The sequence below is a fragment of the Dyadobacter luticola genome (assembly GCF_005860805.1).
Lineage (GTDB): Bacteria > Bacteroidota > Bacteroidia > Cytophagales > Spirosomataceae > Dyadobacter > Dyadobacter luticola.
Window position 1 is genome coordinate 61,033 of sequence record NZ_VCEJ01000008.1, and the last position, 23,879, is coordinate 84,911.

The window sequence follows — 23,879 nt, forward strand, 5'->3', positions numbered from 1 at the left end:
AATGCAAGAGGTCTTCAACATTAAACCCAACTTATTACACCTATTTTTCAGCTTTTAGCCGATTGTTTGTACTTTCACGGTCTGATTTCAAAATCTTTAACTACTGTATAGAATTAGAAATATGAGCAAAATTAAAGTTGACAATCCCGTTGTAGAACTGGATGGCGATGAAATGACCCGGATCATCTGGAAGTTTATCAAGGAAAAACTGATCCTGCCGTACCTGGACGTAGATATTAAATATTACGATTTGGGTGTGGAATACCGTGATGAGACAAATGACCAGGTGACCATTGATGCGGCGAATGCTATCAGGGAATACGGGGTTGGTATCAAATGTGCTACCATCACGCCTGACGAAGACCGCGTTAAAGAATTCAATCTGAAACAAATGTGGAAATCGCCAAACGGAACAATCCGTAACATCCTGGATGGTACCGTTTTCCGTGAGCCAATCGTAATGCAGAATGTACCTCGCCTGGTTACAAACTGGACTGCCCCTATCATTGTAGGCCGTCACGCATTCGGCGATCAGTACCGCGCAACGGATTTTGTGGTACCTGGTAAAGGAAAGTTGACCATTAAATTTGAAGGTGAGGACGGACAAGTGATTGAGCACGAGGTATATCAATATAAAGGTGCCGGTGTGGCGATGGCTATGTACAACATTGACGAGTCAATCCGTGGTTTTGCCCGCGCTTGTTTCAATGTGGCTTTGGATAAAGGATGGCCTTTGTATTTGTCAACAAAAAATACGATCCTGAAAAAATACGACGGACGTTTCAAGGATATTTTCCAGGAGATTTACGATACCGAATACGCAGGAAAAGTGCATTATGAGCACCGTCTGATCGATGATATGGTAGCTTCTGCATTGAAATGGGAAGGTAACTTTGTTTGGGCTTGTAAAAACTATGATGGTGACGTTCAGTCAGATACAGTTGCACAAGGTTTCGGTTCGCTGGGTTTGATGACTTCTGTTCTGGTTACACCTGACGGCAAAACCATGGAAGCTGAGGCAGCGCACGGAACGGTAACCCGTCACTATCGTGAGCACCAAAAAGGTAAGCCAACTTCCACCAACCCAATCGCTTCGATCTTTGCCTGGACACGTGGTCTGGCATTCCGTGGTAAACTCGACGGCAACCAGCCCCTGATCGATTTCTCAAATGCTTTGGAAAAAGTATGTATTGAAACCGTAGAAAGCGGCAAAATGACCAAGGATTTGGCTATCGGTATCTACGGAAACGACGTGAAACACGGCGAACATTTCCTGTATACCGAAGAATTCCTGGAAGCAATCGACGAAAATTTGAAAGCTGCACTGGCATAATTTGTCAGGCAGAATAAGCGAAGCCGCTAACCTTGGGTTGGCGGCTTTTTTTGTTTGACAACCAATTAATGATTTGAAATAAAATCTTCCGGAGTCTGAATCAAGATTAGATTTTCAGCGGAGCATGCGGTTTCAAAGTCAGTAGCATCATGTGACGCCAGCATTTTGATGTTGTGCAACTTACAAGTGGCCAGGATCAGTGCATCGTTTGGCAACAGATTATAAGATTCCATCATTCTCAGGTATACTGGAATAACTTCATTTCCATTTTCGAGAACTGTAAAAATGGAAAGAAATGACTGCGGTCTATCGGTAGTCAAAATCTCAGGAATTTGCTGATTTTCTTTAATTGTTCGCGGTGCTTTCTTGCCTTCAATAGCCAGAAGGTGAAATGTGTATTCACTTAGAACCACTGAATTGATCACCAGATCCAGGTTAGGATTATCGAGGAGGTGTAAAAGCAATTCTGTTCTGGAATGCTTCCTGAACTCTACAAGGATGGAGCTGTCAATAAAAACCTTGTGCTTTTCATTGGTCATAGGCGTCAAAATTACCGGAATCAAAAGATGAATTTTTTGATTGACTGAGGTAATGTTGAGCTATTTTGAGACGTGAATGCGGCTTTTGGACTTTTGAATTTGCTAGCGGAATCACGATCACTTCCACCAGATCATCATTAAATGATTCTGGCAAAGAGATTTTGAGTTCCCTATCCTTCGGTCTTTCAATAAGCCTTAGTGCATTCATGATAAAAGTGTATAATCAAATGTAACAAAATTCGGATTATAATCCTTTCCAAGAGCTAAAATCCCGTACCTTTGCGGGCAATTTGTTGATACAGATTGAAGTACCTTCTTTCACTTAATTTTTAACGTTGCAATGTCCGCAGTAGCAGAGCAAACCACACGGTTGGCCGACCGTATCAACGCCCTCGAAGAATCTTCGACGCTGGCGATGACAAAAATGGCGCGTGAACTGGCCGCACAAGGCCATAAAGTGATCAGTCTGAGCGTGGGAGAGCCAGACTTTAAGACGCCCGCACACATTTGCGAGGCTGCAAAAAAAGCCATCGACGACGGCTTTCATGGTTACTCACCAGTTGCCGGATATCCTGATCTGCGAAAGGCTATTGCTGACAAACTGAAACGTGACAATAATATAGATTGGAAACCGGAAAATATCGTGGTTTCAACTGGCGCCAAACATTCACTTGCCAATGTAATCCAGGTTTTAATCAACCCGGGCGACGAGGTGGTCATTTTTGCACCTTACTGGGTAAGTTATTCGGAAATGGTGAAGCTGGCGGAAGGTAAGTCAGTCATCCTGGATGGTGCTTTTGAAAATGACTTCAAAGTAACTGCCGAGCAGCTGGAAGCTGCGATCACGCCGCGTACTAGAATCGTGATGTATGCTTCTCCAAACAATCCGACCGGCGCTGTTTATTCTGAAAAAGAACTGAGAGAAATCGCTGCCGTGCTGGAAAAACATGAGGATGTATATGTACTGGCAGATGAAATTTATGAATATATCAACTTCACGGACGAAGGACATTTCAGCATTGGATCTATCCCTGAGCTGAAAGACCGCGTGATTACTGTAAACGGTGTGGCAAAAGGTTACGCGATGACCGGCTGGCGGATTGGCTTTATCGCCGCTGCAAAATGGATCGCTGAGGGTGTAGAGAAATTGCAGGGACAGGTAACTTCCGGCACCAATTCAATCGCCCAAAAAGCTGCCGTAGCCGCATTCAACGGTCCGATGGAGCCTTCGATCGAAATGACGAAAGCGTATCAACGTCGCCGCGACCTGGTAGTGGGCTTGCTGAAAGACATTCCAGGTTTCAAAGTAAATGTGCCGCAGGGAGCATTCTACGCATTCCCGGATGTGAGCTACTATTTCGGAAAATCGGACGACACCACTACGATCAATAACTCCGACGATTTTTCAAACTGGTTGCTAAATAAATCATTCGTTTCGACCGTAGCAGGTTCAGGTTTTGGAGCGCCAAATTGTATCCGTATCTCCACTGCCGCTGCCGACGAGGCTTTGGTTGAAGCGGTGGGACGCATCAAAAGTGCCGTCGCCACTTTGAAATAAAGCCTAATTGAACTCTAAAAAGCCTCACGGGTGTTACCTGTGAGGCTTTTGTATTACTTAGCTTCCAATGAGCAAATATTATTTTTTAAAAATTAAGGAAATTGAAAGGGAAACCGAAGAGGCTTCCACCATACATTTCTGGCACCCAATTAATGAAGTGGTTCCGTACCGGCCGGGCCAGTTTCTGACATTATTATTGCCGCAGGAAGACAAAAAAGTACGGAGATCTTACTCCATGTCGAGTTCGCCTTACACCGATGTTTCCCTCGCGATCACAATCAAAAGGGTCCCGGGAGGCTTTGCATCCAATTTATTGCTTGATACAATTAAGGAAGGCGATGTGCTGGAAGTGATGGAGCCCATGGGTTCATTTTTTCCAAAACAGTCGGATGACCAGGTGCGGCAGGTGGTTTTTATCGGAGCCGGAAGTGGGATCACACCTTTGTTTTCGATTTTAAAATCCATTTTAATGGTCGAAGGTGAAAGTGAGGTATTTCTGATTTATGGCAGCCGGAACGAAGAGAGCATTATTTTCAAGAATAAAATTGAAATGTTGCAGGCAAAATATGGCGAGCGTTTCAAGGTAGTACATACATTAAGCCAGCCTGCGGAAGCGTGGGAGGAAGAGACCGGCCGTTTGAACAAATCCCACATTTTAAAAATCATTGAAAAACTTCCAACATTAAAAACTGCTGAGGCTGAATTTTACATGTGCGGCCCGGAAGATATGATGGAAGAAGCGCACAGAGCTTTGGCGATTCTCGCTGTCCCAGATAATAAAATCCGTAAAGAAAGCTTTCTGACTGCCGTCGCTGCCCAGCCGGGCGAAGTGGTGGTAGAAGAGGAAAATGCCTTGAAAGCCAGGGAAATCACATTATTTTATGAAGGAACAGAATATAAGCTTGCCGTAAAACCGCACGAAACGGTGCTGGAAGCAGCATTAAATCATGACATTGACCTGCCATATTCTTGTCAGGCTGGTATGTGCACCGCTTGTCTTGGCAGGTGTACTTCCGGAAAGGTCCAGATGGATGAGGAAGATGCACTTTCGCAAGCCGAGATCGACGAAGGTTTTATCCTGACCTGCGTTACGCATCCGATGACCGACGATGTGATTATCGAAGTGGAATAAAGTCTTAGCGAGGTTATAAGAGCAAAATGAGCGATGGATTCCATCGCTCATTTTATTTATAAAGCTATTTTTTGGCTGGCGGCAGCGGAGGTTTCGGTGCTTTCGCCGGCTTGGCAGGGTTAGCAGCTTTTACCCGTGCCGGTGGTGGGGGAGGCGGTACCCGGTTGACATTGACATTTTTATTCATTACCCGGGCAAGACGCGCAGTTCTGGGATGTTCCGCCCGCTCAAAACTCAGCGTTTCTACGCCGATCTTCCCATTAATCTCTTCAATTTTCTCATTGATTTCCTGAATTTCACCGTCCATTTTTCGGATCGGCTCTTCTGCTTTGAGTGCCTCCTTTCTGGTTGCCGAAATCTGACTATTTAACTGTGAAATGGTTTGCTCCTGCACTTTGATCTGCTGCTCAAATTCTGCCAGCTGGTTATCCAGGTCCGTTTCATTCTTTTTGTTCTGTCCCGATCTCGACTGCTCCAACAATGTTGAGCGCTTTTCCATCAGGTCCTCACGCATTTCCAAAGCACTTTCTTTTTTAAATTCAATCTTTTCCAGTTCACGCTGAAACCGCTCTACTTCAAAGCGTTGCTTTTCCATTTCAAGATTAATTTCCTCCATCCGATGGTTCAGCGGCTCCATTTCAACTTGCAATGCAGCCATACGCTTCTGCGCCTCCGCCATTTTTTTCTGAATAGAATCGTTCATGAAGTTGCCCGCAAATTGAATGTCAGCCAATGCTTCAAAATCGATTTCAGGCACTTCCATAGCTTCAATGTCCGGTGCTACTTCTGCCAGCTCAGGTACCTCCATGTCAATTTCCAGCAGCTTATCCGGATCGTCATGTTTGATTTTGACTGTCTTATGAACCGGTTTTTTGCTTTTTGTTTTATCAACCTTTTGAGCCACAGCGTAAACCGAAACACCGATTACCAGGCTCAGAGCAAGCATCATCATCGGCAGATTACCGAATGTTCTGGCCGATTTCGGGGAAAGTCCGAGTACTCTTTGCACGCGGCGAAGTAGAAGGGGTTTTTTCGAAGCGAAAGCCATCGCCATTCTCGGCGCAGTTTGCCACTCGGCTACTTTTACCAGTGCATGCGCCAGCGACATTTTATCTCCGCAGACAGTCAGCGCAATGTCGTCGCAGCAATGTTCACGCTCGGCACGGACGCGGTCCGAGAGCCACCAGATAGCGGGGTGGAAAAAGAAAACCACTTCCATAAATGATTGCAACATATTCACCAGGTAATCATTACGCCGAATGTGGGCCAGCTCGTGCGCCAAAATTGCTTCAACCTGCGCAGTAGAAAAACCGGAAAGTAAACCAATCGGGATTAAAACCACCGGGCTGAATGCACCTATCACCATAGGAGTCAGGATTTTAGCAGATTCTTTAAACTCGATGGATTTGGAAATGTTCATTTTGGCGATGATTACTCCAAACCTAGCGCGCCACTCCCGGTCCATGACGATTTTAGCATTGAGACGAAGTCTTTCCGTAAAAATCCAGCCGCCCAAAAATCTCAATAGAAGAAACCCGGCGCCGATCAGCCAGCAAACTACCAGCTCATGCAAATGTGCCGAAAGCCAGAATTGAATTTTAAGTGTCATTGGAAGCGGATTTTTGACAACATTCAAAATCGGCGTCACAGCTTGCAGAGATACATTTTTCAGCGATTTGCCTGCATTACCCACAGCTGGGGTTGCTTTAAATTGATAGTAAATAAATGTGGCCGCGGAAGTGAGGGCTTGTAAACTAAGGAATCCGATACCCGTGGCATATCGGATGTTCGAGGCGCTTTTTCTCAAGAGATAAAAGACTGCCGCCGCAAGCAGACACAAAACAGTCGTCTGCCAGAGTGAGTGGACCAAAGTCCAGCCGAAAGCAGTAATGGTGGAATCGGAAAGAAGGTTAGAAATGAGTTTCATGGCTATAGATTATTTTCAAGGTTGTTCAATAACTGCCGAATTTCATCCAGTTCTTCCTTGGATGTTGTGTGGTTGCCCAAAGCCTGCATCACCATTTGAGCCGCCGATCCTTGAAAAACAGTATCAACCATTTTGCCTAGCAAATTTTGCTGCGTCTCTTCTTTACCCAGCAGCGCGACGTAAATGTGCGAGCGGCCGTTTTCGGTGCGGTAGAGCAAACCTTTGTCGTGCATGATTTGCATCAGCTTCAAAGTCGTCGTGTAGCCGACGTCTTTTGTAGCTGCGAGGAAGTCGTGAACCGCTCTGACAGTGCTGGGCCCAGCTTGCCATAAGTAATTTAGAATTTCCAGTTCGGAGTCGGTAGGTTTAATGTACATAGCTCAAATATTTGCATACGATAATCTTCGTATCAAATGTCTACGAAAAAAATCGTAGAAGCAAGACCTATCTACGATTTTTTTCGTATTAAACTCTTAAAATTTGTTAAATGACTGATTGTGAATATTCTTAAATGAAAAAATCCGGAAAGTAGCTCCCGGATTTTTTCATTTAAGAATTCTATTAATGTTCTGTTAAACGTAAGTGTTCAACATTACTGGCATTACTAACATGAGGATATCTTCATTCTCGGCCTGATCAACTGGAATGATTAATCCTGCACGGTTTGGAGCAGATAATTCAAATGTGATGGTTTTGCTGGAAAGATTTCCTAAAACTTCGATCAGGAATTTTGCGTTAAAGCCAATCTCCATATCATCACCATTGTACTCGCACATCAGCTTTTCATTTGCTTCATTTGAGTAATCCAAATCTTCCGCAGAGATCACCAGATCATTCAGAGACATTTTCAAACGTACCTGATGTGTTGTTCTGTTTGAATAAATAGAAATACGACGCAGCGAGCTGAGAATTTCCAATCTGCTGATCGTCAATGTATTTTGATTGTTCGTCGGGATCGCATTTTCATAATCCGGGAAACGCTCGTCGATCAGGCGGCAGATCATTTTAATGTTTCCAAAACTGAAAAATGCATTGGAAGAAGTGAATTCCGCTTTTACCGGAACGTCATCAGATGGAAGACAGGATTTCAGCAAATTCAATGCTTTCCGCTGGATGATCATGGACGTATCTACGTCAGACTTGATATCCGTGCGGCGGTAGCGAACTAATCTATGTCCGTCAGTGGCTACAAATGTGGCGTTTTCAGTACCCATCTGAACGAAAACCCCCGTCATCGCAGGGCGAAGATCGTCGGTACTTGTTGCAAATAAGGTGTTGGCAATTGCCGCGCCTAATGCAGAGGATGAAAAATCAACAGATTGTCCGCGGTTAACTGCCGGCGTTTTTGGAAAATCAATCGGGTTTTCACCAGACAATTTATAGCGACCATTATCTGAGATGATCTCGGTTCCGAAAGTCTCGCTGTTTACCTGCAAAGTGATTGGCTGCTCGGGAAGTCCACGCAATGTATCCAGTAATAATTTGGCTGGAATCGCGATTGCACCTTTTTCAGAAGACTCCACTTCGATCTCCGTGATCATCACAGTTTGAAGATCGGAAGCGGTGACAGTCAGAGCGTTACCTTCCAGTGTAAGAAGGAAATTCTCTAATATGGGAACAATTGGGTTCGTTGAAACGACACCGTTTATAGCGGAAAGCTGTTTAAGTAGAACTGATGACGAAACGACAAACTTCATAATTCGTGACGTAAGTGTTTAGATGAAAGATTTAGCCTGGGACGGTGCCCAAATTGTTTTGTAGAGAACAAAAGTATGAAAAATTGCCGATGAAGCCGCCTCTGATCAGCCGAATTTTCTGATCCGGAGATAGTAGCGCAGTGCACCGAAAAGTGCGATGAGCGCAACCGGAAGCAGTAAATTGATCGCCTGCCAGAACTTGCGATTTTCCTGAATCTGGATTTTATCCAGTGCCCGTATCTCAACTTGTTTAGCGCGCGCATTGATCAAACCATTGGCGTCGGTCATGAAATCCAGCGCATTCATGACGAAATCCTTGTTTCCAAACGTTTGCCGCGTAACCCGGTCGTAGCCGAGAGGCAGTGGCGCATTCCTCTTATAATCATAATCATTGACGATAATATCTCCGTCGGAGCAAACGATCACTTTTCCGGCATTTCCACTGGCTTTGAATTTCGCAGACCGCGGATCGGCAGGAAGAATGCGGTTTTGAAAAAGAGAATTGAATGTGCCTTCCAGCAACACAGCACCCAATTTCACTCCCGACCGATAGCTTGCAGGATCCGGGTCTTTGCGGGCTTCATTGTACCCCACCAGCGCAGGCGCATTCAGTAGCTGCGTGTAACCCGACGTCATGAGCAGCGGTATTTTTTGAATTTGAGTCGCGCCGCCCACCGTATCTATCGAGCTTAAAAATCTGGTATAGACTGCATTAAGATTACGTGTCACCGGATGCGTACCAAAATTATTCAGCAGCGGAAAAAACCGCCAGGGCACAGGCTTGATTTCAGGATTATCACCCATATTGCCTACATTCAGAAGGATTTGCGCACAGTTAAGGTAGTCTTTCACAACGTTTGTATTCACCCGCACGCCCCACTTGAAAAACAGATCATTTAGATGCAAATCAAGCGGTTGCGCATAACTTCCATCCAGACTTACGCTGTCCACTTTCGCCCCGTCCACAAAAAAAAGCGCCTTCCCTCCGCCCACTACATATTGATCAAGCTTATATTTCTCATCTTCCGAAAACGCGCTATCCGGCTTTAAAACCAACAGTGCGTCCAGCCCATCATAAGATTCCGGATTATTCATATCCAGAAAAACATCATAATTCTGCTGGATTGTAGCAATCAGATCACTCAGCCGCGCAGGCGAAATTTTGGTATGACTTACTACCAGCCCCACTTTCTTCCGCGCCTGACCATCAAGAACCCGGATCGCCGACGCGATTTCAAATTCCACGCCCTCATAGGATTGATTGAGCTGCTCTTCCGGCGTGCTAGCCTTATTTCCTTTCAATAACTGCACAGGCACCGACAATGTATCGTGCTGCACAATCACCCCAGGAAAAATAATCTTTTCGGTGCGCTTACCATCCTCATTTGCAAAAACATTGGTAGGTGTAAGTCCGCGATCGATCAGATTGAGATACTGCTTTTGCCGCTGCTCCTCGCTGGAAGCCTGGGTAGGATCGGAATAATTGACGATCAGGTGACCGTTTGCGTAGGTTTTGAACTCGTCTAGCGTTTCTCTTGTGGCACTTTCAAGTCGCTCGAAGCCGGCAGGAAAGTCGCCGGATAGATATACATTGACGATAATGTCTTTGTCAAAGTTGCTGAGAAGTTGTTTCGTGGCCTCGGTAATGCTGTAACGTTTATCCTCCGTCAAATCCAGCCTGAAAAAGAATGTTGACGCCAACCAATTCACTCCGGCCAGGACACCAATCAGCAGAACAAACCGAAGCATTGTATTTTTCATTAACCTTGACTTTCCGGGTGGATAAAACAAAAAATGGACGAATCTGTATCTCAGCATAAACGTCCATTTTTTTGCAAAAATATAAAAAACCCTCAACCGGGTCGCACATAGTTATTTCAACACGTCTTCGGACTGGGGTAAATTCGGGTTATTGTAAATGTAGACACCATTATAGTCCTGCTTTACCGGCACCTGGGTCGGGAAGTTGCGGTGGAATGGCAGGGCTTTTTCGGTAGAATAATGACATACAAAGGATTTCCTGGTCTGGTCAAGATTGGTGATCATCGAACCACCGTGGGCCAGGGCCGCATGCCAGATCAGTACATCGCCTTTCTTGATAAGCAATGTTTCTTTTGGCAATTTCAAGTCTGCACTGGTTTTGTCCAGGTAATCCGCGAATTCCAGCGGAGTTTTGGTAGAATCTGGTTTGAAAAGGATTCCTGAGCCAAAATTGAACTTCGGCATTTTGTGTGAGCCTATATAATAATACAGCGGGCCGGAATCGATTTTAATGTCTTCCAAAGCGATCCACGCAGCAGCTAAATGGCTGGGAATCTTGGCGGTAACCCAGGGAAAATCCTGGTGCGAAGGCTGCTGGCTGCCATACATAAAAACCAGACTTTGCATTACCACCACTTTCTCATTGAAAATCGCTTCCAGGAAAGATACAATGTAAGGATGCGTCATCAGCTTTTTGCCTGCTACCGATGAGTTGTGAAAATCGTTGATCTTCACATACTTACCCTGTAAAGCATCTTTTGGGAACTCCTTGATATTGCGTTCCTGGTTCGGCTTAAATTCTTCCAGATCGATGCGGACTGACAGATCGTATTTTTCAGGATGACTGACCAATTCCCTGAAATCTCCCCAGAATTTATCGATCATCGCCTCGGGAATAATGTTTTCCAGAACGACGTAACCATTTTGCTGCCAGTTTCTTAGCTTGTCAGCCATGTCGTAAGGCACATCGTAGCGTGGCGGGTGGTTTTTCAGGAAACCGGCAATGTCGGGATTCTCCTGATCGATCCATGGAAGGGTGGATTTGTCAAATTCTTTGAGTGGAAAATACTGATCTTTAATAGTTTCCGCTTTGCGAATGACGCGTCTTAAAAGGCTCATAAGGTGTATAGATATATTAATTAGGTGAGATTACTTTTTGAACTTACAACTCTTTTCGTCCGGCTCAACATAGTATGATTTGTAATTCGTAGCCTTCGGATTCATGCAGCCTTTCAAATTGAGCAGCTCAATATTCCTGAAATCGATCGGGTGACTTTCGGCTTGCAATGCAATGTACCCGCTGCCCAGCGGCGTGTTGTCTTTTTTGATCCACTCTTCTTCGTTGCCTACTTTGCCGTCTTTAAAAGTATGGTTTTTTCCGACATAACCGCCACCGATTCTGGGGTTTGTAAAAACCAGCACAGTGTCTCCTTCGATCAAATGGTACACAATCGAGTCACCGAGCACGATCGCCTCAGCAGTGACCCACTGGTCGCCATTATAAGTTTTGGATTTGGAATCGATGCAATGTGCCTCCGCCAACTTCCCGTCCACGTCCACAATGGTACCCGGTGTGCAAAGGTTTCCGGTATGTCTTTCACCAGCATTCAGGCCGCCCAGATACTGCATTTCCAATGATATCGGAAAATCCTGGTCAATACCCAGACTCGCGGCCGACTGCGAATGTAGCATGATGCCACTATTTCGCACATTCCAAGAAGCCCCGCCCGGCACCTGGTTGCCTGTAAAGCGATATTGGAGACGGATTTTATAATGTGAATACGGCTTATTGTAATACATATGCCCATATTCCGTCGTGAACTTATCGTACTCCTTGTAATTCACGCGGATCATCTTATCCTCGACAATGAAGGTGTTTTTGTAATTATCATTCACCTTATGCCCCGCAATTTTAATATCCCAACCAGTGAGGTCTTTGCCGTTGAAGAGGGATTGCCACTCTTGTTTGCTGGATGGTTTTTGGGCGAATGATGAGATTGAGATAAGGAGAAAGAATAGTAGAGTATTGCGATTGATGGACATATAGATGCTTTGATTTTTTGATGCTACGAATACACGAATGTCCACGAATGCGATTCGTGTGAAATTCGTGTATTCGTAGCATTCAATTAAAGCACCAATCGCCGATATTCTAACCGACCCCGCCCGAAATTGACCAGCAACCCAAGCTTAATTTAAGTTAATCTTACTTAGACGCTCAATTGGAAATAAGTAACAAGAATTTTTACCGTCCCCGCTTCTTAGGCTTCGGAGAAGAACCCGCCGAAGTCGGTTTCCGGCTACGACCACCCGACTTTCTTTCACGTGGTTTCCGGCTGCTCTCACGGGAACTATCCTGACGCGAACTACCACCTCTCGAACCTCCATCACGGAAATTACCACCGCCACTGCGGCTATACCCTGGTGTGGTGCCATCCAGATACAGATCCATACTCCGGCGGGCCAGGTTAGTATCCTTCACTTTCACTTTCACAGCGTCGCCAAAAGCATAGATTTTTTTCGTCCGCTGGCCGATGATCCGGTAATTCTCTTTTTCCAGTTCATAGTAATCGTCGCCCAAATCCGTCATTCGGATCAAACCCTCCGATGCAGTTGCGGTGATCTCAACAAAAATCCCGAACTCGGTGACGCCGGTGATGATACCATCGAAAACCAGCTCTTTATCCATGCCGCTCATGAATTCGACTTGTTTGTATTTGATGGATGCCCTTTCGGCTTCTGCGGCAAGTCGCTCTCTTTCAGATGAATGCTTGCATGCGACTTCGTAGCCTTCCTTATCTACCGAAGCCCCACCGTCGAGGTAATGTTGCAAAAGCCGGTGCGCCATTACATCCGGATATCTGCGGATTGGTGAAGTAAAGTGCGAGTATCTCTTAAATGCCAGACCAAAATGTCCCAAATCCTCGGTGCTATACCTCGCTTTTGCCATCGTGCGCACTGCCAAAGATTCGATCAGGTTCTGCTCCGGCTTGCCTTCCACTTTTGAAAGCATCGCGTTCATGGATTTCGCAATCTTGTTTTCCTCTTCCAGTTCCAGTTTGAGGCCTAGCTTGGCGACGAATGTAGCAAATGTTTTCAGTCGATCCGGGTCGGGGGCTTCGTGGACGCGATATACCATCGTATTTTTCACCTCACCTTTCGAAATAGCATATACGTACTCGGCAACCCGCTTGTTGGCCAGCAGCATAAACTCCTCGATCAGCTTGTTGGAATCATGCCGCTCTTTTTGATAAATGCCCAGCGGCTTACCATTTTCATCCAGCTTGAAACGCACTTCCGGCGTCTCAAAATTGATCGCGCCGTTTTTAAACCGCTCTTTCCGAAAAATTTTGGCCAATGTATTCAGTGTCGTCAGCTCGGCCGGATAATCTCCTTCGCCGGAATCCAGCACAGCCTGCGCCTCCTCATAGCTAAACCGCCGGTCGGAATGTATCACCGTTCTTCCAAACCATTGTTTAATCACCTTTCCCAAAACACTGATCTCAAAAATCGCGGAGAATGCCAGCCGATCTTCATTTGGACGCAGTGAACAAAGATTGTTAGATAACTTTTCGGGTAACATGGGTACCGTCCTGTCAACCAGATAAACCGACGTAGCCCGCCGATAAGCCTCTTTTTCCAGCTCCGTACCAGGCAAAATATAATGTGAAACGTCCGCAATGTGCACGCCCACTTCCACAATCCCATCTTCCAGATACCTCACCGACAATGCATCGTCAAAATCCTTCGCATCGACCGGATCAATCGTGAATGTCAGCACGTCCCGCAGGTCTTTCCGTCCTACAAGATCCTTTTTGGAAATTTTATCAGGAATCTTTTTTGCCTCTGCTTCCACGGTTTCGGGAAACTGGTACGGTAGGCCAAATTCGGCCAAAATCGCATGCATTTCCACATCATTGTTCCCGGCTTTGCCCAGTACACTGATGATTTTCCCCTCCGCCTGGCTTCGTCTGGTTGGCCACTCGGTTACGGTCACGATTACCTTATCACCATCTTCGGCGTCACCAGTTTCGTCAATTTCCAGGAAAATAGGGTCAAACAACTTTTTATTATCCGGCTGAACAACCGCATAGCGCGGGTTGATTTCAATGATCCCGACGATCTCTTTATTCGTACGTTCCACGATTTCAGTGACGCGCCCTTCCATCCGGTTTTTACCGGCATCATTTCGCCCGTTCCGCGACCCACGATGGTTCTTGGTCAAAGGCTGTACATTGACGATATCACCGTCCCAGGCACCATTAAGTAGCTCAGCTTCAATATAAATGTCCTGGTCCATGCCATCGATTACCGCAAAACCGAATGATTTATTCACGCGGTCAATGCGGCCGGAAAGACCTTTGTTGACAGGCTTATTCTGAGCCGCCGTGTAGGAACCGTTATTATAAACCAGCCGACCAGCTTCTTCCAGCTCGTGCAGGATTTCATTAAAAAGTTGACGCACCTTTTTGTCCTGCACGCCAAAATGATCGTGCACATCAAAAGTGCGGAAGGAATGTTCAGCATTTAAATCAAAAAAAGCCGCAATGTCAGCTTTCAGATTGTCGATATAAGAAACAATGTGATGCGGAGACCGCTCAGATCCATTTTCTTGTGTTGAGTTCTTTTTTATTTTCTTGTCTTTCATTTATTCTAAAAAATCTTCGGGCAGCCGCAATAAATGCTAGCTTTCAACCCTTGTAATATTCTCTGCGGAGACTTGCTTAAAGCATTGTAACCGAAGGTATAACTGTGCCAAAACCACGACGTCTTCCCTGCAATATCGCGAAATTTTGGCCAGATCATTTTCTTCGTAATAAACCTTCGTCACCTGGTCGCCGCTCATTTCATTTTTACTTCCCGGCACATTCAGCACCGCGGCCAGCAAATCCAGCGACGTGTAACTCTTATAATCGCCAAATTTCCAGAGGTCCATCGTGTCCTGGTGGAGAAGTTCCCAGGGTTTTTTGCCGGTAATTTGTAATGCTTTCGGGATTTCAATGCAGTGGATCAGCATCCGGCGGCAGAGGAAAGGGAAGTCAAATTCCTTACCATTATGGGCGCAAAGTACCAGCTGATCGGCGGGATATTTTTCTATTAAGGCTTTGAATTTCAAAAGCAGCTGCGCCTCGTCGTCGCCCTGCAAACTGCTCACTTTCAGCGAAAGTTCGTCCTTGTCATTCCAGTAATAAGCGCCAAAAGCAATGCAAACAATCTTGCCAAACTCCGCATAAATAGCGCCGCGGTCATAAAAACAATCGGCATTACTGACCGACTCATCGCCTTTTTTAATCGTCAAAGCCTTTTTGTCCCAAAGCTTCTGCATCCTTTCAGGAAGGTGGTCATAAGACGCAAAACCACAAACGGTCTCAATGTCAAGCAAAAGAAAATTCTTCGCCCTTTTTCGGAATTCTTCTGTCATGTATAGCGTGGGTTATAGTTAGTTAAATTTAAGTGTGGTCATTGATTGTCATTTATAGTCAGGTGTTGTCATTTGTTGTCAGGTATCGTTTAAGGTGTTTAAAAAACAACAAATGACCATCAATGACAACAATGACTATTTCCTATTCATGCAGCACACCCTTAATCCCCGGCTCGATGTCAATCAAATGCGCCTCGATGATGCTGTCTGGCACGAAGATAAACTTTTTATCGTAGATCTGTTTTCCGATGAAATAGCTCACCCAGAATTCGTTATTGAGGTGAAAAACGTCGGGCATAATCGGCTCAACCACTGCATGTTTGCCCGGCCCGATCTCCGGAAAAAAATGTCTGAGCGTAGAAGTCCGCTGGTCTGAATTTGTGCCCGATTCGGTGTTGCTGTAACCTTTTGAAGTGACAAATACATTGGTAACCGGCTCGTCATTCCGGTTGATCACGATGACATTCCACTCGTCCTGGTTCAACTCATTGGTACTCTTTACAATCGCAACCTGTATGCCCTTCACAGGGTGAAAAATAATGTCCTTTTTCATGAATTTACTGTCTGCATTTCCATCCCGAACAATTCCGCCAGGTGGTTTTTAAGTTTAAGTGATACTTCATTTTCATCCACCTCCCGGCCCAATTCCCGGGCCATAGAAGTTACATCTTTGTCGTCGATCCCGCAAGGAATGATGTTTCCAAAATACGAAAGATCGGTGTTAACATTCAGCGCAAAACCGTGCATGGTGACCCAGCGGCTCGCTTTTACACCCAATGCACAAATCTTTCTCGGATTAATTTGCGCCTCAAAATCGAGCCAGACTCCGGTTAATCCTTTAATTCTTCCCGCCGAAATTCCATACTCCTCCAATGTAAGAATGACCGCTTCTTCCAGCGTGCGCATGTATATATGTATGTCCGTGAAGAAATTATCCAGATCCAAAATCGGGTAGCCCACAAGCTGCCCCGGACCGTGATACGTAATATCACCGCCGCGGTTGATGCGGTAATATTTCGCCTGTTTTTGGGATAAATCATCCTCCGACAAAAGCAAATGATCCGCCTTGCCACTTTTACCTAATGTATAAACGTGCGGATGCTGGCAAAAGAAAAGGTAATTCGGCGTAGCAACCTGAGCCTCAGGAGCCAATGTCCGGTTATTCGTTTTAACAGCAAGCGTCTCCGCAAAAATCTTCTCCTGAAAATCCCAGGCCTCCTGATAATCCACCAGCCCCAGATCCCGGAATTGCACTTGCTTATTAATGAGGGTGTTCATTTATGTACTTCAATGTCTTTTCAAATAATTAAAATCTTCCTGTTACTTTTTCTAAAAACTGTCGTAGTGAAAAGTAGGAGCATTTATAATACAACACTTTTCAAAGGTGTAAATGTTCGTCACAGCAATTTAGGACAGTAAAATCAAAATGGCAGCACACAACGATTTGGGGCATTGGGGGGAGGCTAAGGCGGCGGGGTTTTTGGAGGAAAAAGGGTATGAGGTGATTGAGAAGAATTTCAAGAAAGGTTTTGCGGAGATTGATCTGATTGTGAAGAAAGACAAGATGCTGATTTTTGTGGAGGTCAAGACGCGCTCGAATGTTTCTTTTGGAATGCCCGAGGAATTTGTGAATGTGATCAAGGCAAGAGGCATTATGCGGTCGGCGGAGAATTATATTTTCGACAACGACTGGTTCTGGGACGTGCGGTTTGACATTGTTTCAATCCTGATTTTTAAGGATGGAAAAATCGATATCCGACACATTGAAGACGCATTCAGCAAGTAGGCCGGCCGCTGCGGGGCATAAGTAGAATCCAAGCATTCAGCCATTTAGAAGGTATTCTTCCTAAATCCTGCATCATGAAAAGTACCTTCAAACTTGATCGTCGAAAGATGATCAAAAGCAGCGCGCTTGCCTGGGCCGCTGCCGCCTCCGGCATTCAGGTCGGGCTACGTGCCGCACCCAGGCTCCAACTCGGCGCCTGCGACTGGTCGGTGGGAAGAACATTAAATCCCGAAGCATTCGACCGCGCCAAAACCATTGGTTTACAAGGCATTCAGGTCAGTTACAATACCAGTAAAGACCAGGTTGGCTTGTCCAATCCTGCAACATTGAAATCCATCCAGGATGCTTCCGCAAGAACCGGCATCGAAGTTTCCAGTCTAGCAATCGGCGAGTTAAACCGCGTACCTTATAAATCAGAACCTAAAACCGAAGAGTGGGTCTGGAATGCCATCGATGCCGCCAAAGCATTGAATGTGAAGGTAATATTGCTTGCATTTTTTTCGGAAGGTGATTTACGGAATGATGATGCGGGTAAAAGAGCGGTGATATCGAGATTGAAAAAAGCAGCTTCCCACGCGGAAAAGCAAGGCATTATCCTTGGCATAGAATCCTATCTGACGGCACAGGAAAATTTGGACATCATTAATGCGGTCGGCTCAAAGGCCGTGAAAGTTTACTACGATTTTCGCAATGCGGCCGATGCTGGAAATGATGTTTTCAAAGAAGTGCCAATGTTGGGTAAAAACCTCATTTGCGAGCTGCATATCAAGGAAAATGGTTTCAAGCTGGGCGAAGGGACGATGGACTGGCCGAAGATTGCGAAGATGGTGAACGATATCGGTTACCATGGCTGGATGCAGATCGAAGGTGCCACGCCACAGGGCGCCGACATAGTTGAATGTTACCAGCAAAACCGGAAGTACCTTGAAGGCCTCTTTTCTTACAAATGATATGATTACCAAAACATTAAGTCAGCCAAAAGCAATGTTCTTCCTGGTCGGGAGCATTACGCTACTGCTTTTTTCAGCCCAAAATATTGACAAGAAGCCATCGGCTCCCAGGCAGTCCGAAAGCATTTTGAATGTTGCCGAGGATTCGTCGAAACTATATATGCCCGACGATCTGGAAGCGACGCTCTGGGCCGAGGCGCCGATGTTTTACAACCCGACAAACATGGATATCGACGCGAAGGGACGCGTTTGGATCACGGAGGCGGTGAATTATCGTGACTTTAACACAAAACCCGCCGAGCGCCTCAGCCACAAACAAAAAGGCGACCGGGTGATGATTTTGGAAGATAAAGACGGCGATGGGAAAGCGGAATCATCCAAAGTTTTTGTAGAAGATACTTTGCTAACTTCTCCGCTGGGCATCGCGGTGGTTGGAAATAAAATCATTGTCTCCTGTGCGCCCAATCTGCTCATTTACACCGATAAAGATGGCGATGACAAACCCGACAGCCGCGAAGTTCTCCTGACCGGTTTCGGTGGTTTCGACCATGATCACTCGCTGCATTCTACGATCGTCGGGCCGGACGGGAAATGGTATTTCAATACGGGAAATGCTGGTCCTCACAAAGTTACCGACAAAAGCGGCTGGACTTTGCGGAGTGGCAGCTTGTATGTCGGAGGTACGCCGTACAGTAAATCGAATCAGGGAAACCAGAAATCGGATGATGGAAAGGTATGGGTCGGCGGGCTGGCGCTGCGAATCAATCAGGATGGGACCGGGCTGAAAGTGCTGGGGCATAATTTCAGGAACAGCTACGAAGTTTGCCTCGACAGTTACGGTAATATGTGGCAGAATGATAATGATGATCAGGTGATCACGTGCAGGGTTTCGTTTTTGCAGGAAGGCGGAAATGCGGGATATTTCTCGGCGGATGGTACCAGGTACTGGCAGGCAGACCGTCGGCCGGGACAGGATATTTTCACAACACATTGGCACCAGGACGATCCGGGCGTGATGCCTGCGGGCGACAATACCGGCGCGGGTTCACCCACGGGCATCGTGTATTATGAAGGCGACGCGCTCGGGAAAAATTACCGGGGCACATTGCTGAGCTGCGAGGCGGGTCGCAATGTCATTTTTGCTTATCAGCCTGTAAAAAAAGGCGCTGGATTTACTCTGGACCGCAAAAACCTGATCAGCTCATTTCCGCAGGCCAACGAAAGATATGAATGGTACGAAACTGACGGTGATCACCGCAAATGGTTCCGCCCGTCGGACGTGGCAGTTGGGCCGGACGGCGCGATTTACATTGCCGACTGGTACGATCCGGTAGTTGGCGGCCATGCGATGAAAGATAAAAAAGGCTACGGTCGGATTTATCGCATTACGCCGAAAGGCAAGAAGCTGACCAACCCGAAAATCGACTTTTCCAGCACAGCAGGGTTGATTGAAGCATTAAAAAACCCGGCGATCAATGTGCGAGCTTTGGCATTTGAAGGATTGAAAACCAAAGGGGAAACAGTTATCCTGGATGTGAAAAGCCTGCTGACGGCCGAAAATCCATTCCACCAGGCGAGGGCGATCTGGCTTCTGGCGCAGTTGGGTGAAAAAGGGAAAAAGGAAACCGAAACATTGCTGACTTCTGTGAATGCTGCGCACAGGTTAACTGCATTTCGTGCATTGAAAACGATCGGCGCGAGTGATCCTTTTTTACTTCAAATGTCAAAAGATACTGATCCGGCGGTGCGGCGGGAAGTGGGCATTGCGTTGCGGGATTTGTCTTCCGCGCAGGCTTTACCTGCTATAAAAGAGCTGGTTAACCGTTATGATGGTGCTGATCCGTGGATGCTGGAAGCGATCGGGACGGCGGCTTTTGGGAAGAAAAAAGAAGTGTACGCTTACATTCAAAACAAATTTCCGGCGACTCCTGAAAACTGGACGACCAGCAAAGCGAATTTGATCTGGCGGCTGCATCCGGTGGAAGCGATCGCAGATTTGAAAACGCGCGCTGCTTCTGCGAAAGTAGCGGCTCCGCAGCGTAAAAAAGCGATTACAGCTCTCGGCTTTATTAATGATAAAAAGGCGGTGGATGCGATGATAACGTTGTCGAAATCAACATTATCCGACGTTTCGGCGCAGGCTTCTTACTGGCTCAATTTCCGTAAAACGAATGATTGGGCTGATCTGGCGAATTGGGAGGAGGCGACTGCCGTGGCGATGACGCCGAACTACCGGAAAATGCTGGATTTGAAGAAAGTCATTGGCGATAAAAATCAGCCGATGAATGTGCGGATTGAATCTGCGAAGAAAATGTCGGTGGATGCGGATGGTGGCAACATTCTCGTTGACATGCGCGTGCAGGGACAGCTGCCGGATACCATCGCCAAATCGGTCAGCGAGGCCATTTTCAAGCATCCAGATCAGAATGTGCGTGTGGTGGCGAGCCAGTTTTTCCCAAGAAACGGGAAGGTTTTAAAGACAGATTTTATTGCAAGAATGTCGGCGAAGCCGGTGCATGGGAAGGAGATTTTCAGTAATACCTGTGCGGCCTGTCATAAACACGGTGAAAAAGGTGCTGAAATCGGGCCCGATCTGACTTTGATTCACAAAAAATTTGACAAATCGGCTTTGCTGGACGCGATTGTGAATCCGTCGGCTTCGATGGTGTTTGGCTATGAGAGTTACACCATCGTGACCAAGAGCGGGGAGACCTTTTTTGGATTTTTGATGAGCGACGGTGCGAATGTGGTGATCAAGGACGTCGCCGGGCAGCAGCATTCGATTAAAGCGGCGCAAATTAAAAGTCGCGAAAAAATGCCTTTGTCGCTCATGCCAGAGCCTACTGCGCTGAACCTCAACGAGCAGGATTTGGCCGATGTTACCGCATATTTGTTGAATTTTAAGTAAATTGAAACTCCTAAATATCCTTAAACCCCAGTAAATGACTCGTTCGAACTTCTTATTATTCGGCAAATAAGGGAAGCAAAAACATCATTTACAGAAGATATTGTATCATTTCATGCTTAAAAGAATCGTCATACTAACCGGCATTCTGGGCCTTACTTACGGGCTTTGGTCGTGGTGGAAGGGCAGTGAAAGTTCCGGTATAGATTACAATACGCAGGTCAAGCCGATCCTCAATAAACATTGCATGGGCTGCCACGGCGGCGTGAAAAAAGCCGGCGATGTGAGCTTCCTCTTCGAACATGAAATGCTCGAACCCGGCAAATCGGGCAAGATACCCGTGGTCCGCGGCGACGCGGATGCCAGCGAAATGATGCGCCGCATTACAAGCCACGATCCGGAAGAAAAGATGCCGAAGAACAGCACGCCGCTCAATGATGACGAGGTGGACATTCTTCGCAAATGGATCAATGAAGGCGCGAAATGGGAAAAGCATTGGTCTTACAAACGCGTCGAAAAGCCGGAGGTACCTTCTCTCAATAATCTTGGAAATCTCTTTGGTCTGCTGAATACCGGCGATAAAAAGTGGGCGAAAAATGAAATCGACCATTTTATTTTAGCCAAACTAAAAGATAAAGACCTCAAAGTTTCCCCCGAAGCCGATCGCGCTACATTGATCCGCCGAGTAAGTCTCGACCTCACAGGCCTGCCGCCAACTGAAAAAGAAGTGGCGGATTTTAAAAATGACAAATCCGAAAATGCTTACGAAAAAGTAGTTGACCGGCTACTGAAATCTCCCGCTTATGGTGAGCGCTGGACTTCCATGTGGATGGACCTGGCGAGATATGCAGATACAAAGGGCTACGAAAGTGACGGCGGCCGCACCATGTGGCGCTACCGGGATTATGTGGTGAAGTCTTTTAATGAGGATAAACCTTTTGACAAGTTTACCATTGAGCAGCTTGCCGGCGATTTGCTTCCGAGGGGAAATGATATTTTTCCAAAAGAAGAAAACATGATAGCCACTGGTTTTCACCGGAATACGATGACAAATAATGAAGGCGGGACCGATGACGAAGAGTTTCGTAATGCTGCTTTGATTGATCGGGTGAACACAACGTGGGAAGTGTGGCAGGGTACCACATTCGGTTGCGTGCAATGCCATAGTCACCCGTACGATCCGATCCCGCATGAAGATTATTACAAATACATGGCGTTTTTTAACAATGCCCGGGACGAGGATGTGTGGGATGAATGGCCGAAGCTGCGCTTTTATAAAGGTGAAGATTCGACACGTGTAGAAAGAGTGAAAAGTTGGATTAAACAAACCAATCCTGCTCAGCTGGCAGAAGTTACCCAATTTATGAAGGTGATGGAGCCTAAGATCAATGCGCACAATTTTGTAAAAGGTGACCAGTCTACAGTGCTGCTGATTTCCTATTATGGGGTCAAAAACAAAGGCAATGCGCGGATCTCGCAGGTGAATTTGACGGGTGCCGATAATGTGGTGATGAATGTGTCGACGAAGGCGGAAAATGCGGTGATGACATTGCATTTGGACAAATTGGACGGCCCGGTAATTTCTCAGATTAAAATCCCGGCGAGAGATTCTGTGATTATTGCGCCGATTGAAAAAACGGTTGGCAAACATGACATTTACCTATCATTAAACAGTCCGAAAGCACCCGAGGAATGGGTGCGCGTTACCTGGATGTCTTTCCAGAAAGCCTTACCCGGCGCAGATAAACCCGATTACCAGAACATTGTGGCGGATTATGCTACGGTGTTGACGCGACCGGCAGAAGGTATGCCGGTGGTGTGGGAAGGTAAAGGTGATTTTGCGAGAAAAACGAATGTTTTTGTGCGGGGTAACTGGATGGTAAAAGGGGCTGAGGTAACTGCGGATGTGCCCAAGTTGCTGGCCTCCATACCGGCCGGGCAGCAGAAAGACAGACTGGCACTGGCAAAATGGATCGTGAGTCGAGATAACGCATTGACGGGCCGGGTGATCGTAAACCGTTTCTGGGAGCAGCTTTTTGGAAAAGGTATCGTCGAGACGGTGGAAGATTTTGGTTCCCAGGGCGCCGAGCCGACGCACCCGGAATTGCTCGACTGGCTCGCCGTTAATTTTATGGAAGAAGATCATTGGAGCGTCAAAAAGCTTTTGAAAACCATCACGATGTCGGCCACTTACCGGCAATCTTCCAAAACCGATGAGCACAAACTCGACAAAGACCCCTACAACATCTGGATCTCGCGCGGCCCGCGGGTTCGTCTCAGCGCCGAGCAGGTACGCGACCAGGCGCTGGCATGCAGCGGATTGATTTCTCATAAAATGTACGGCCCGGGCGTCATGCCGCCGCAACCCGATAAAATCTGGCAGTCACCTTACAGCGGTGAAAAATGGACATTAAGTGAAGGCGAAGACCGTTATCGCAGAGGTGTTTATACTTACTGGAAACGCACAGCGCCGTACCCGTCGATGGTCACATTTGACGCGCCGAGCCGGGAATTCTGCCAATCGAGAAGGATTTTAACCAATACACCTTTGCAGGCATTAGTTACATTGAATGATCCGGTGTACCTCGAAGCGGCGGAAAAACTGGCAACCAGAATGCAAAAAAGAGGTAAAACACCCGAGCAGCAACTGACGGAAGGCTACCGTATGCTGACATTCCAGCCGATTGAAAAGAAAAATTTGAATGTGCTGGTGAAAGTGTATAAGGAAGCATTGAATGTATATAAAAAGAAGCCGGTCGACGCGGATAGTATTCTGGCTTACGGAAAAGAAAGATCACCGGAATTGGCTGCATTGACGGTTTCGGCCAACGTGATGTTGAATCTGGATAATGTGGTGACGAAGGAATAA

General features: G+C 46.4%; 19 protein-coding genes. 7 read left to right on the forward strand and 12 right to left on the reverse strand.

Annotated elements, in window-relative coordinates; all coding sequences use genetic code 11:
• Positions 1 to 121: 121 nt before the first annotated feature.
• On the forward strand, positions 122 to 1,333 hold the full coding sequence (locus FEN17_RS24070; RefSeq protein WP_138367973.1) for an NADP-dependent isocitrate dehydrogenase: 1,212 nt from the start codon (positions 122 to 124) through the stop codon (positions 1,331 to 1,333).
• A 65-nt stretch (positions 1,334 to 1,398) separates the two neighbouring features.
• Here the strand turns inward: FEN17_RS24070 and FEN17_RS24075 are convergent, their stop codons facing one another.
• Positions 1,399 to 1,872, reverse strand: coding sequence for a type II toxin-antitoxin system VapC family toxin (locus FEN17_RS24075; protein ID WP_138367974.1), 474 nt, complete (start codon positions 1,870 to 1,872; stop codon positions 1,399 to 1,401).
• The gene (locus tag FEN17_RS24080; RefSeq protein WP_138367975.1) at positions 1,862 to 2,080 is read right to left on the reverse strand and encodes a hypothetical protein; all 219 of its coding nucleotides are present in this window, start codon (positions 2,078 to 2,080) and stop codon (positions 1,862 to 1,864) included. The genes FEN17_RS24075 and FEN17_RS24080 overlap by 11 nt, the downstream gene beginning before the upstream one ends.
• Positions 2,081 to 2,212: 132 nt before the next feature.
• Between FEN17_RS24080 and FEN17_RS24085 the strand changes: the two genes are divergently transcribed.
• Entirely contained in the window at positions 2,213 to 3,430 is a 1,218-nt protein-coding gene (locus tag FEN17_RS24085; protein WP_138367976.1) for a pyridoxal phosphate-dependent aminotransferase, read from the forward strand.
• A gap of 67 nt (positions 3,431 to 3,497) precedes the next feature.
• Positions 3,498 to 4,562, forward strand: a complete 1,065-nt coding sequence (locus FEN17_RS24090) for a ferredoxin--NADP reductase (RefSeq protein WP_138367977.1) — start codon at positions 3,498 to 3,500, stop codon at positions 4,560 to 4,562.
• 64 nt (positions 4,563 to 4,626) lie between these two features.
• Here FEN17_RS24090 and FEN17_RS24095 read toward each other — a convergent pair whose 3' ends face one another.
• The 10 genes from FEN17_RS24095 to lipB form a co-directional block, all read right to left on the reverse strand.
• Positions 4,627 to 6,489 (reverse strand): M56 family metallopeptidase, encoded by a 1,863-nt coding sequence (locus tag FEN17_RS24095; protein ID WP_138367978.1) that lies wholly within the window; start codon positions 6,487 to 6,489, stop codon positions 4,627 to 4,629.
• Between the two features lie 2 nt (positions 6,490 to 6,491).
• On the reverse strand, positions 6,492 to 6,866 hold the full coding sequence (locus FEN17_RS24100; RefSeq protein ID WP_138367979.1) for a BlaI/MecI/CopY family transcriptional regulator: 375 nt from the start codon (positions 6,864 to 6,866) through the stop codon (positions 6,492 to 6,494).
• A 195-nt stretch (positions 6,867 to 7,061) separates the two neighbouring features.
• Positions 7,062 to 8,186 (reverse strand): DNA polymerase III subunit beta, encoded by a 1,125-nt coding sequence (gene dnaN, locus FEN17_RS24105; RefSeq protein WP_138367980.1) that lies wholly within the window; start codon positions 8,184 to 8,186, stop codon positions 7,062 to 7,064.
• Positions 8,187 to 8,291: 105 nt separating this feature from the next.
• Positions 8,292 to 9,947: a gliding motility-associated ABC transporter substrate-binding protein GldG gene (gene gldG, locus FEN17_RS24110; protein WP_138367981.1), complete on the reverse strand. Its 1,656-nt coding sequence runs from the start codon at positions 9,945 to 9,947 to the stop codon at positions 8,292 to 8,294.
• A gap of 111 nt (positions 9,948 to 10,058) precedes the next feature.
• Complete coding sequence (locus FEN17_RS24115; RefSeq protein ID WP_138367982.1) at positions 10,059 to 11,066, reverse strand: phytanoyl-CoA dioxygenase family protein; 1,008 nt, start codon at positions 11,064 to 11,066, stop codon at positions 10,059 to 10,061.
• A gap of 30 nt (positions 11,067 to 11,096) precedes the next feature.
• A complete protein-coding gene (locus FEN17_RS24120) occupies positions 11,097 to 11,990 on the reverse strand; it encodes a 3-keto-disaccharide hydrolase (protein WP_138367983.1) in 894 nt (297 codons plus the stop codon).
• Between the two features lie 202 nt (positions 11,991 to 12,192).
• Complete coding sequence (gene rnr / locus FEN17_RS24125; protein WP_138367984.1) at positions 12,193 to 14,595, reverse strand: ribonuclease R; 2,403 nt, start codon at positions 14,593 to 14,595, stop codon at positions 12,193 to 12,195.
• Between the two features lie 36 nt (positions 14,596 to 14,631).
• Positions 14,632 to 15,369, reverse strand: coding sequence for a 3'-5' exonuclease (locus tag FEN17_RS24130; RefSeq protein ID WP_138367985.1), 738 nt, complete (start codon positions 15,367 to 15,369; stop codon positions 14,632 to 14,634).
• A gap of 142 nt (positions 15,370 to 15,511) precedes the next feature.
• Positions 15,512 to 15,922, reverse strand: coding sequence for a hypothetical protein (locus FEN17_RS24135; protein ID WP_138367986.1), 411 nt, complete (start codon positions 15,920 to 15,922; stop codon positions 15,512 to 15,514).
• Positions 15,919 to 16,647: a lipoyl(octanoyl) transferase LipB gene (gene lipB, locus FEN17_RS24140; protein ID WP_138367987.1), complete on the reverse strand. Its 729-nt coding sequence runs from the start codon at positions 16,645 to 16,647 to the stop codon at positions 15,919 to 15,921. The genes FEN17_RS24135 and lipB overlap by 4 nt, the downstream gene beginning before the upstream one ends.
• Positions 16,648 to 16,795: 148 nt before the next feature.
• Here lipB and FEN17_RS24145 point away from each other — a divergent pair, with 148 nt between their 5' ends.
• The 4 genes from FEN17_RS24145 to FEN17_RS24160 all read left to right on the forward strand — a co-directional run bounded on the left by FEN17_RS24145 (position 16,796) and on the right by FEN17_RS24160 (position 23,879).
• On the forward strand, positions 16,796 to 17,155 hold the full coding sequence (locus FEN17_RS24145; protein ID WP_138367988.1) for a YraN family protein: 360 nt from the start codon (positions 16,796 to 16,798) through the stop codon (positions 17,153 to 17,155).
• A gap of 74 nt (positions 17,156 to 17,229) precedes the next feature.
• The gene (locus FEN17_RS24150; protein ID WP_138367989.1) at positions 17,230 to 18,105 is read left to right on the forward strand and encodes a sugar phosphate isomerase/epimerase family protein; all 876 of its coding nucleotides are present in this window, start codon (positions 17,230 to 17,232) and stop codon (positions 18,103 to 18,105) included.
• Position 18,106: 1 nt separating this feature from the next.
• On the forward strand, positions 18,107 to 21,013 hold the full coding sequence (locus tag FEN17_RS24155; protein WP_138368401.1) for a PVC-type heme-binding CxxCH protein: 2,907 nt from the start codon (positions 18,107 to 18,109) through the stop codon (positions 21,011 to 21,013).
• Positions 21,014 to 21,125: 112 nt separating this feature from the next.
• On the forward strand, positions 21,126 to 23,879 hold the full coding sequence (locus FEN17_RS24160) for a DUF1553 domain-containing protein (RefSeq protein ID WP_138367990.1): 2,754 nt from the start codon (positions 21,126 to 21,128) through the stop codon (positions 23,877 to 23,879).

Bases quoted from the DNA above. Each gene is read 5' to 3' on its own strand.
- gldG (WP_138367981.1), bottom strand. From the start codon at position 9,947: ATGAAAAATACAATGCTTCGGTTTGTTCTGCTGATTGGTGTCCTGGCC.
- lipB (WP_138367987.1), bottom strand. From the start codon at position 16,647: ATGAACACCCTCATTAATAAGCAAGTGCAATTCCGGGATCTGGGGCTG.
- FEN17_RS24085 (WP_138367976.1), top strand. From the start codon at position 2,213: ATGTCCGCAGTAGCAGAGCAAACCACACGGTTGGCCGACCGTATCAAC.
- dnaN (WP_138367980.1), bottom strand. From the start codon at position 8,186: ATGAAGTTTGTCGTTTCGTCATCAGTTCTACTTAAACAGCTTTCCGCT.
- FEN17_RS24155 (WP_138368401.1), top strand. From the start codon at position 18,107: ATGATTACCAAAACATTAAGTCAGCCAAAAGCAATGTTCTTCCTGGTC.
- FEN17_RS24120 (WP_138367983.1), bottom strand. From the start codon at position 11,990: ATGTCCATCAATCGCAATACTCTACTATTCTTTCTCCTTATCTCAATC.
- FEN17_RS24075 (WP_138367974.1), bottom strand. From the start codon at position 1,872: ATGACCAATGAAAAGCACAAGGTTTTTATTGACAGCTCCATCCTTGTA.
- FEN17_RS24130 (WP_138367985.1), bottom strand. From the start codon at position 15,369: ATGACAGAAGAATTCCGAAAAAGGGCGAAGAATTTTCTTTTGCTTGAC.
- FEN17_RS24095 (WP_138367978.1), bottom strand. From the start codon at position 6,489: ATGAAACTCATTTCTAACCTTCTTTCCGATTCCACCATTACTGCTTTC.
- FEN17_RS24150 (WP_138367989.1), top strand. From the start codon at position 17,230: ATGAAAAGTACCTTCAAACTTGATCGTCGAAAGATGATCAAAAGCAGC.
- rnr (WP_138367984.1), bottom strand. From the start codon at position 14,595: ATGAAAGACAAGAAAATAAAAAAGAACTCAACACAAGAAAATGGATCT.
- FEN17_RS24115 (WP_138367982.1), bottom strand. From the start codon at position 11,066: ATGAGCCTTTTAAGACGCGTCATTCGCAAAGCGGAAACTATTAAAGAT.
- FEN17_RS24070 (WP_138367973.1), top strand. From the start codon at position 122: ATGAGCAAAATTAAAGTTGACAATCCCGTTGTAGAACTGGATGGCGAT.
- FEN17_RS24100 (WP_138367979.1), bottom strand. From the start codon at position 6,866: ATGTACATTAAACCTACCGACTCCGAACTGGAAATTCTAAATTACTTA.
- FEN17_RS24080 (WP_138367975.1), bottom strand. From the start codon at position 2,080: ATGAATGCACTAAGGCTTATTGAAAGACCGAAGGATAGGGAACTCAAA.
- FEN17_RS24145 (WP_138367988.1), top strand. From the start codon at position 16,796: ATGGCAGCACACAACGATTTGGGGCATTGGGGGGAGGCTAAGGCGGCG.
- FEN17_RS24135 (WP_138367986.1), bottom strand. From the start codon at position 15,922: ATGAAAAAGGACATTATTTTTCACCCTGTGAAGGGCATACAGGTTGCG.
- FEN17_RS24090 (WP_138367977.1), top strand. From the start codon at position 3,498: ATGAGCAAATATTATTTTTTAAAAATTAAGGAAATTGAAAGGGAAACC.
- FEN17_RS24160 (WP_138367990.1), top strand. From the start codon at position 21,126: ATGCTTAAAAGAATCGTCATACTAACCGGCATTCTGGGCCTTACTTAC.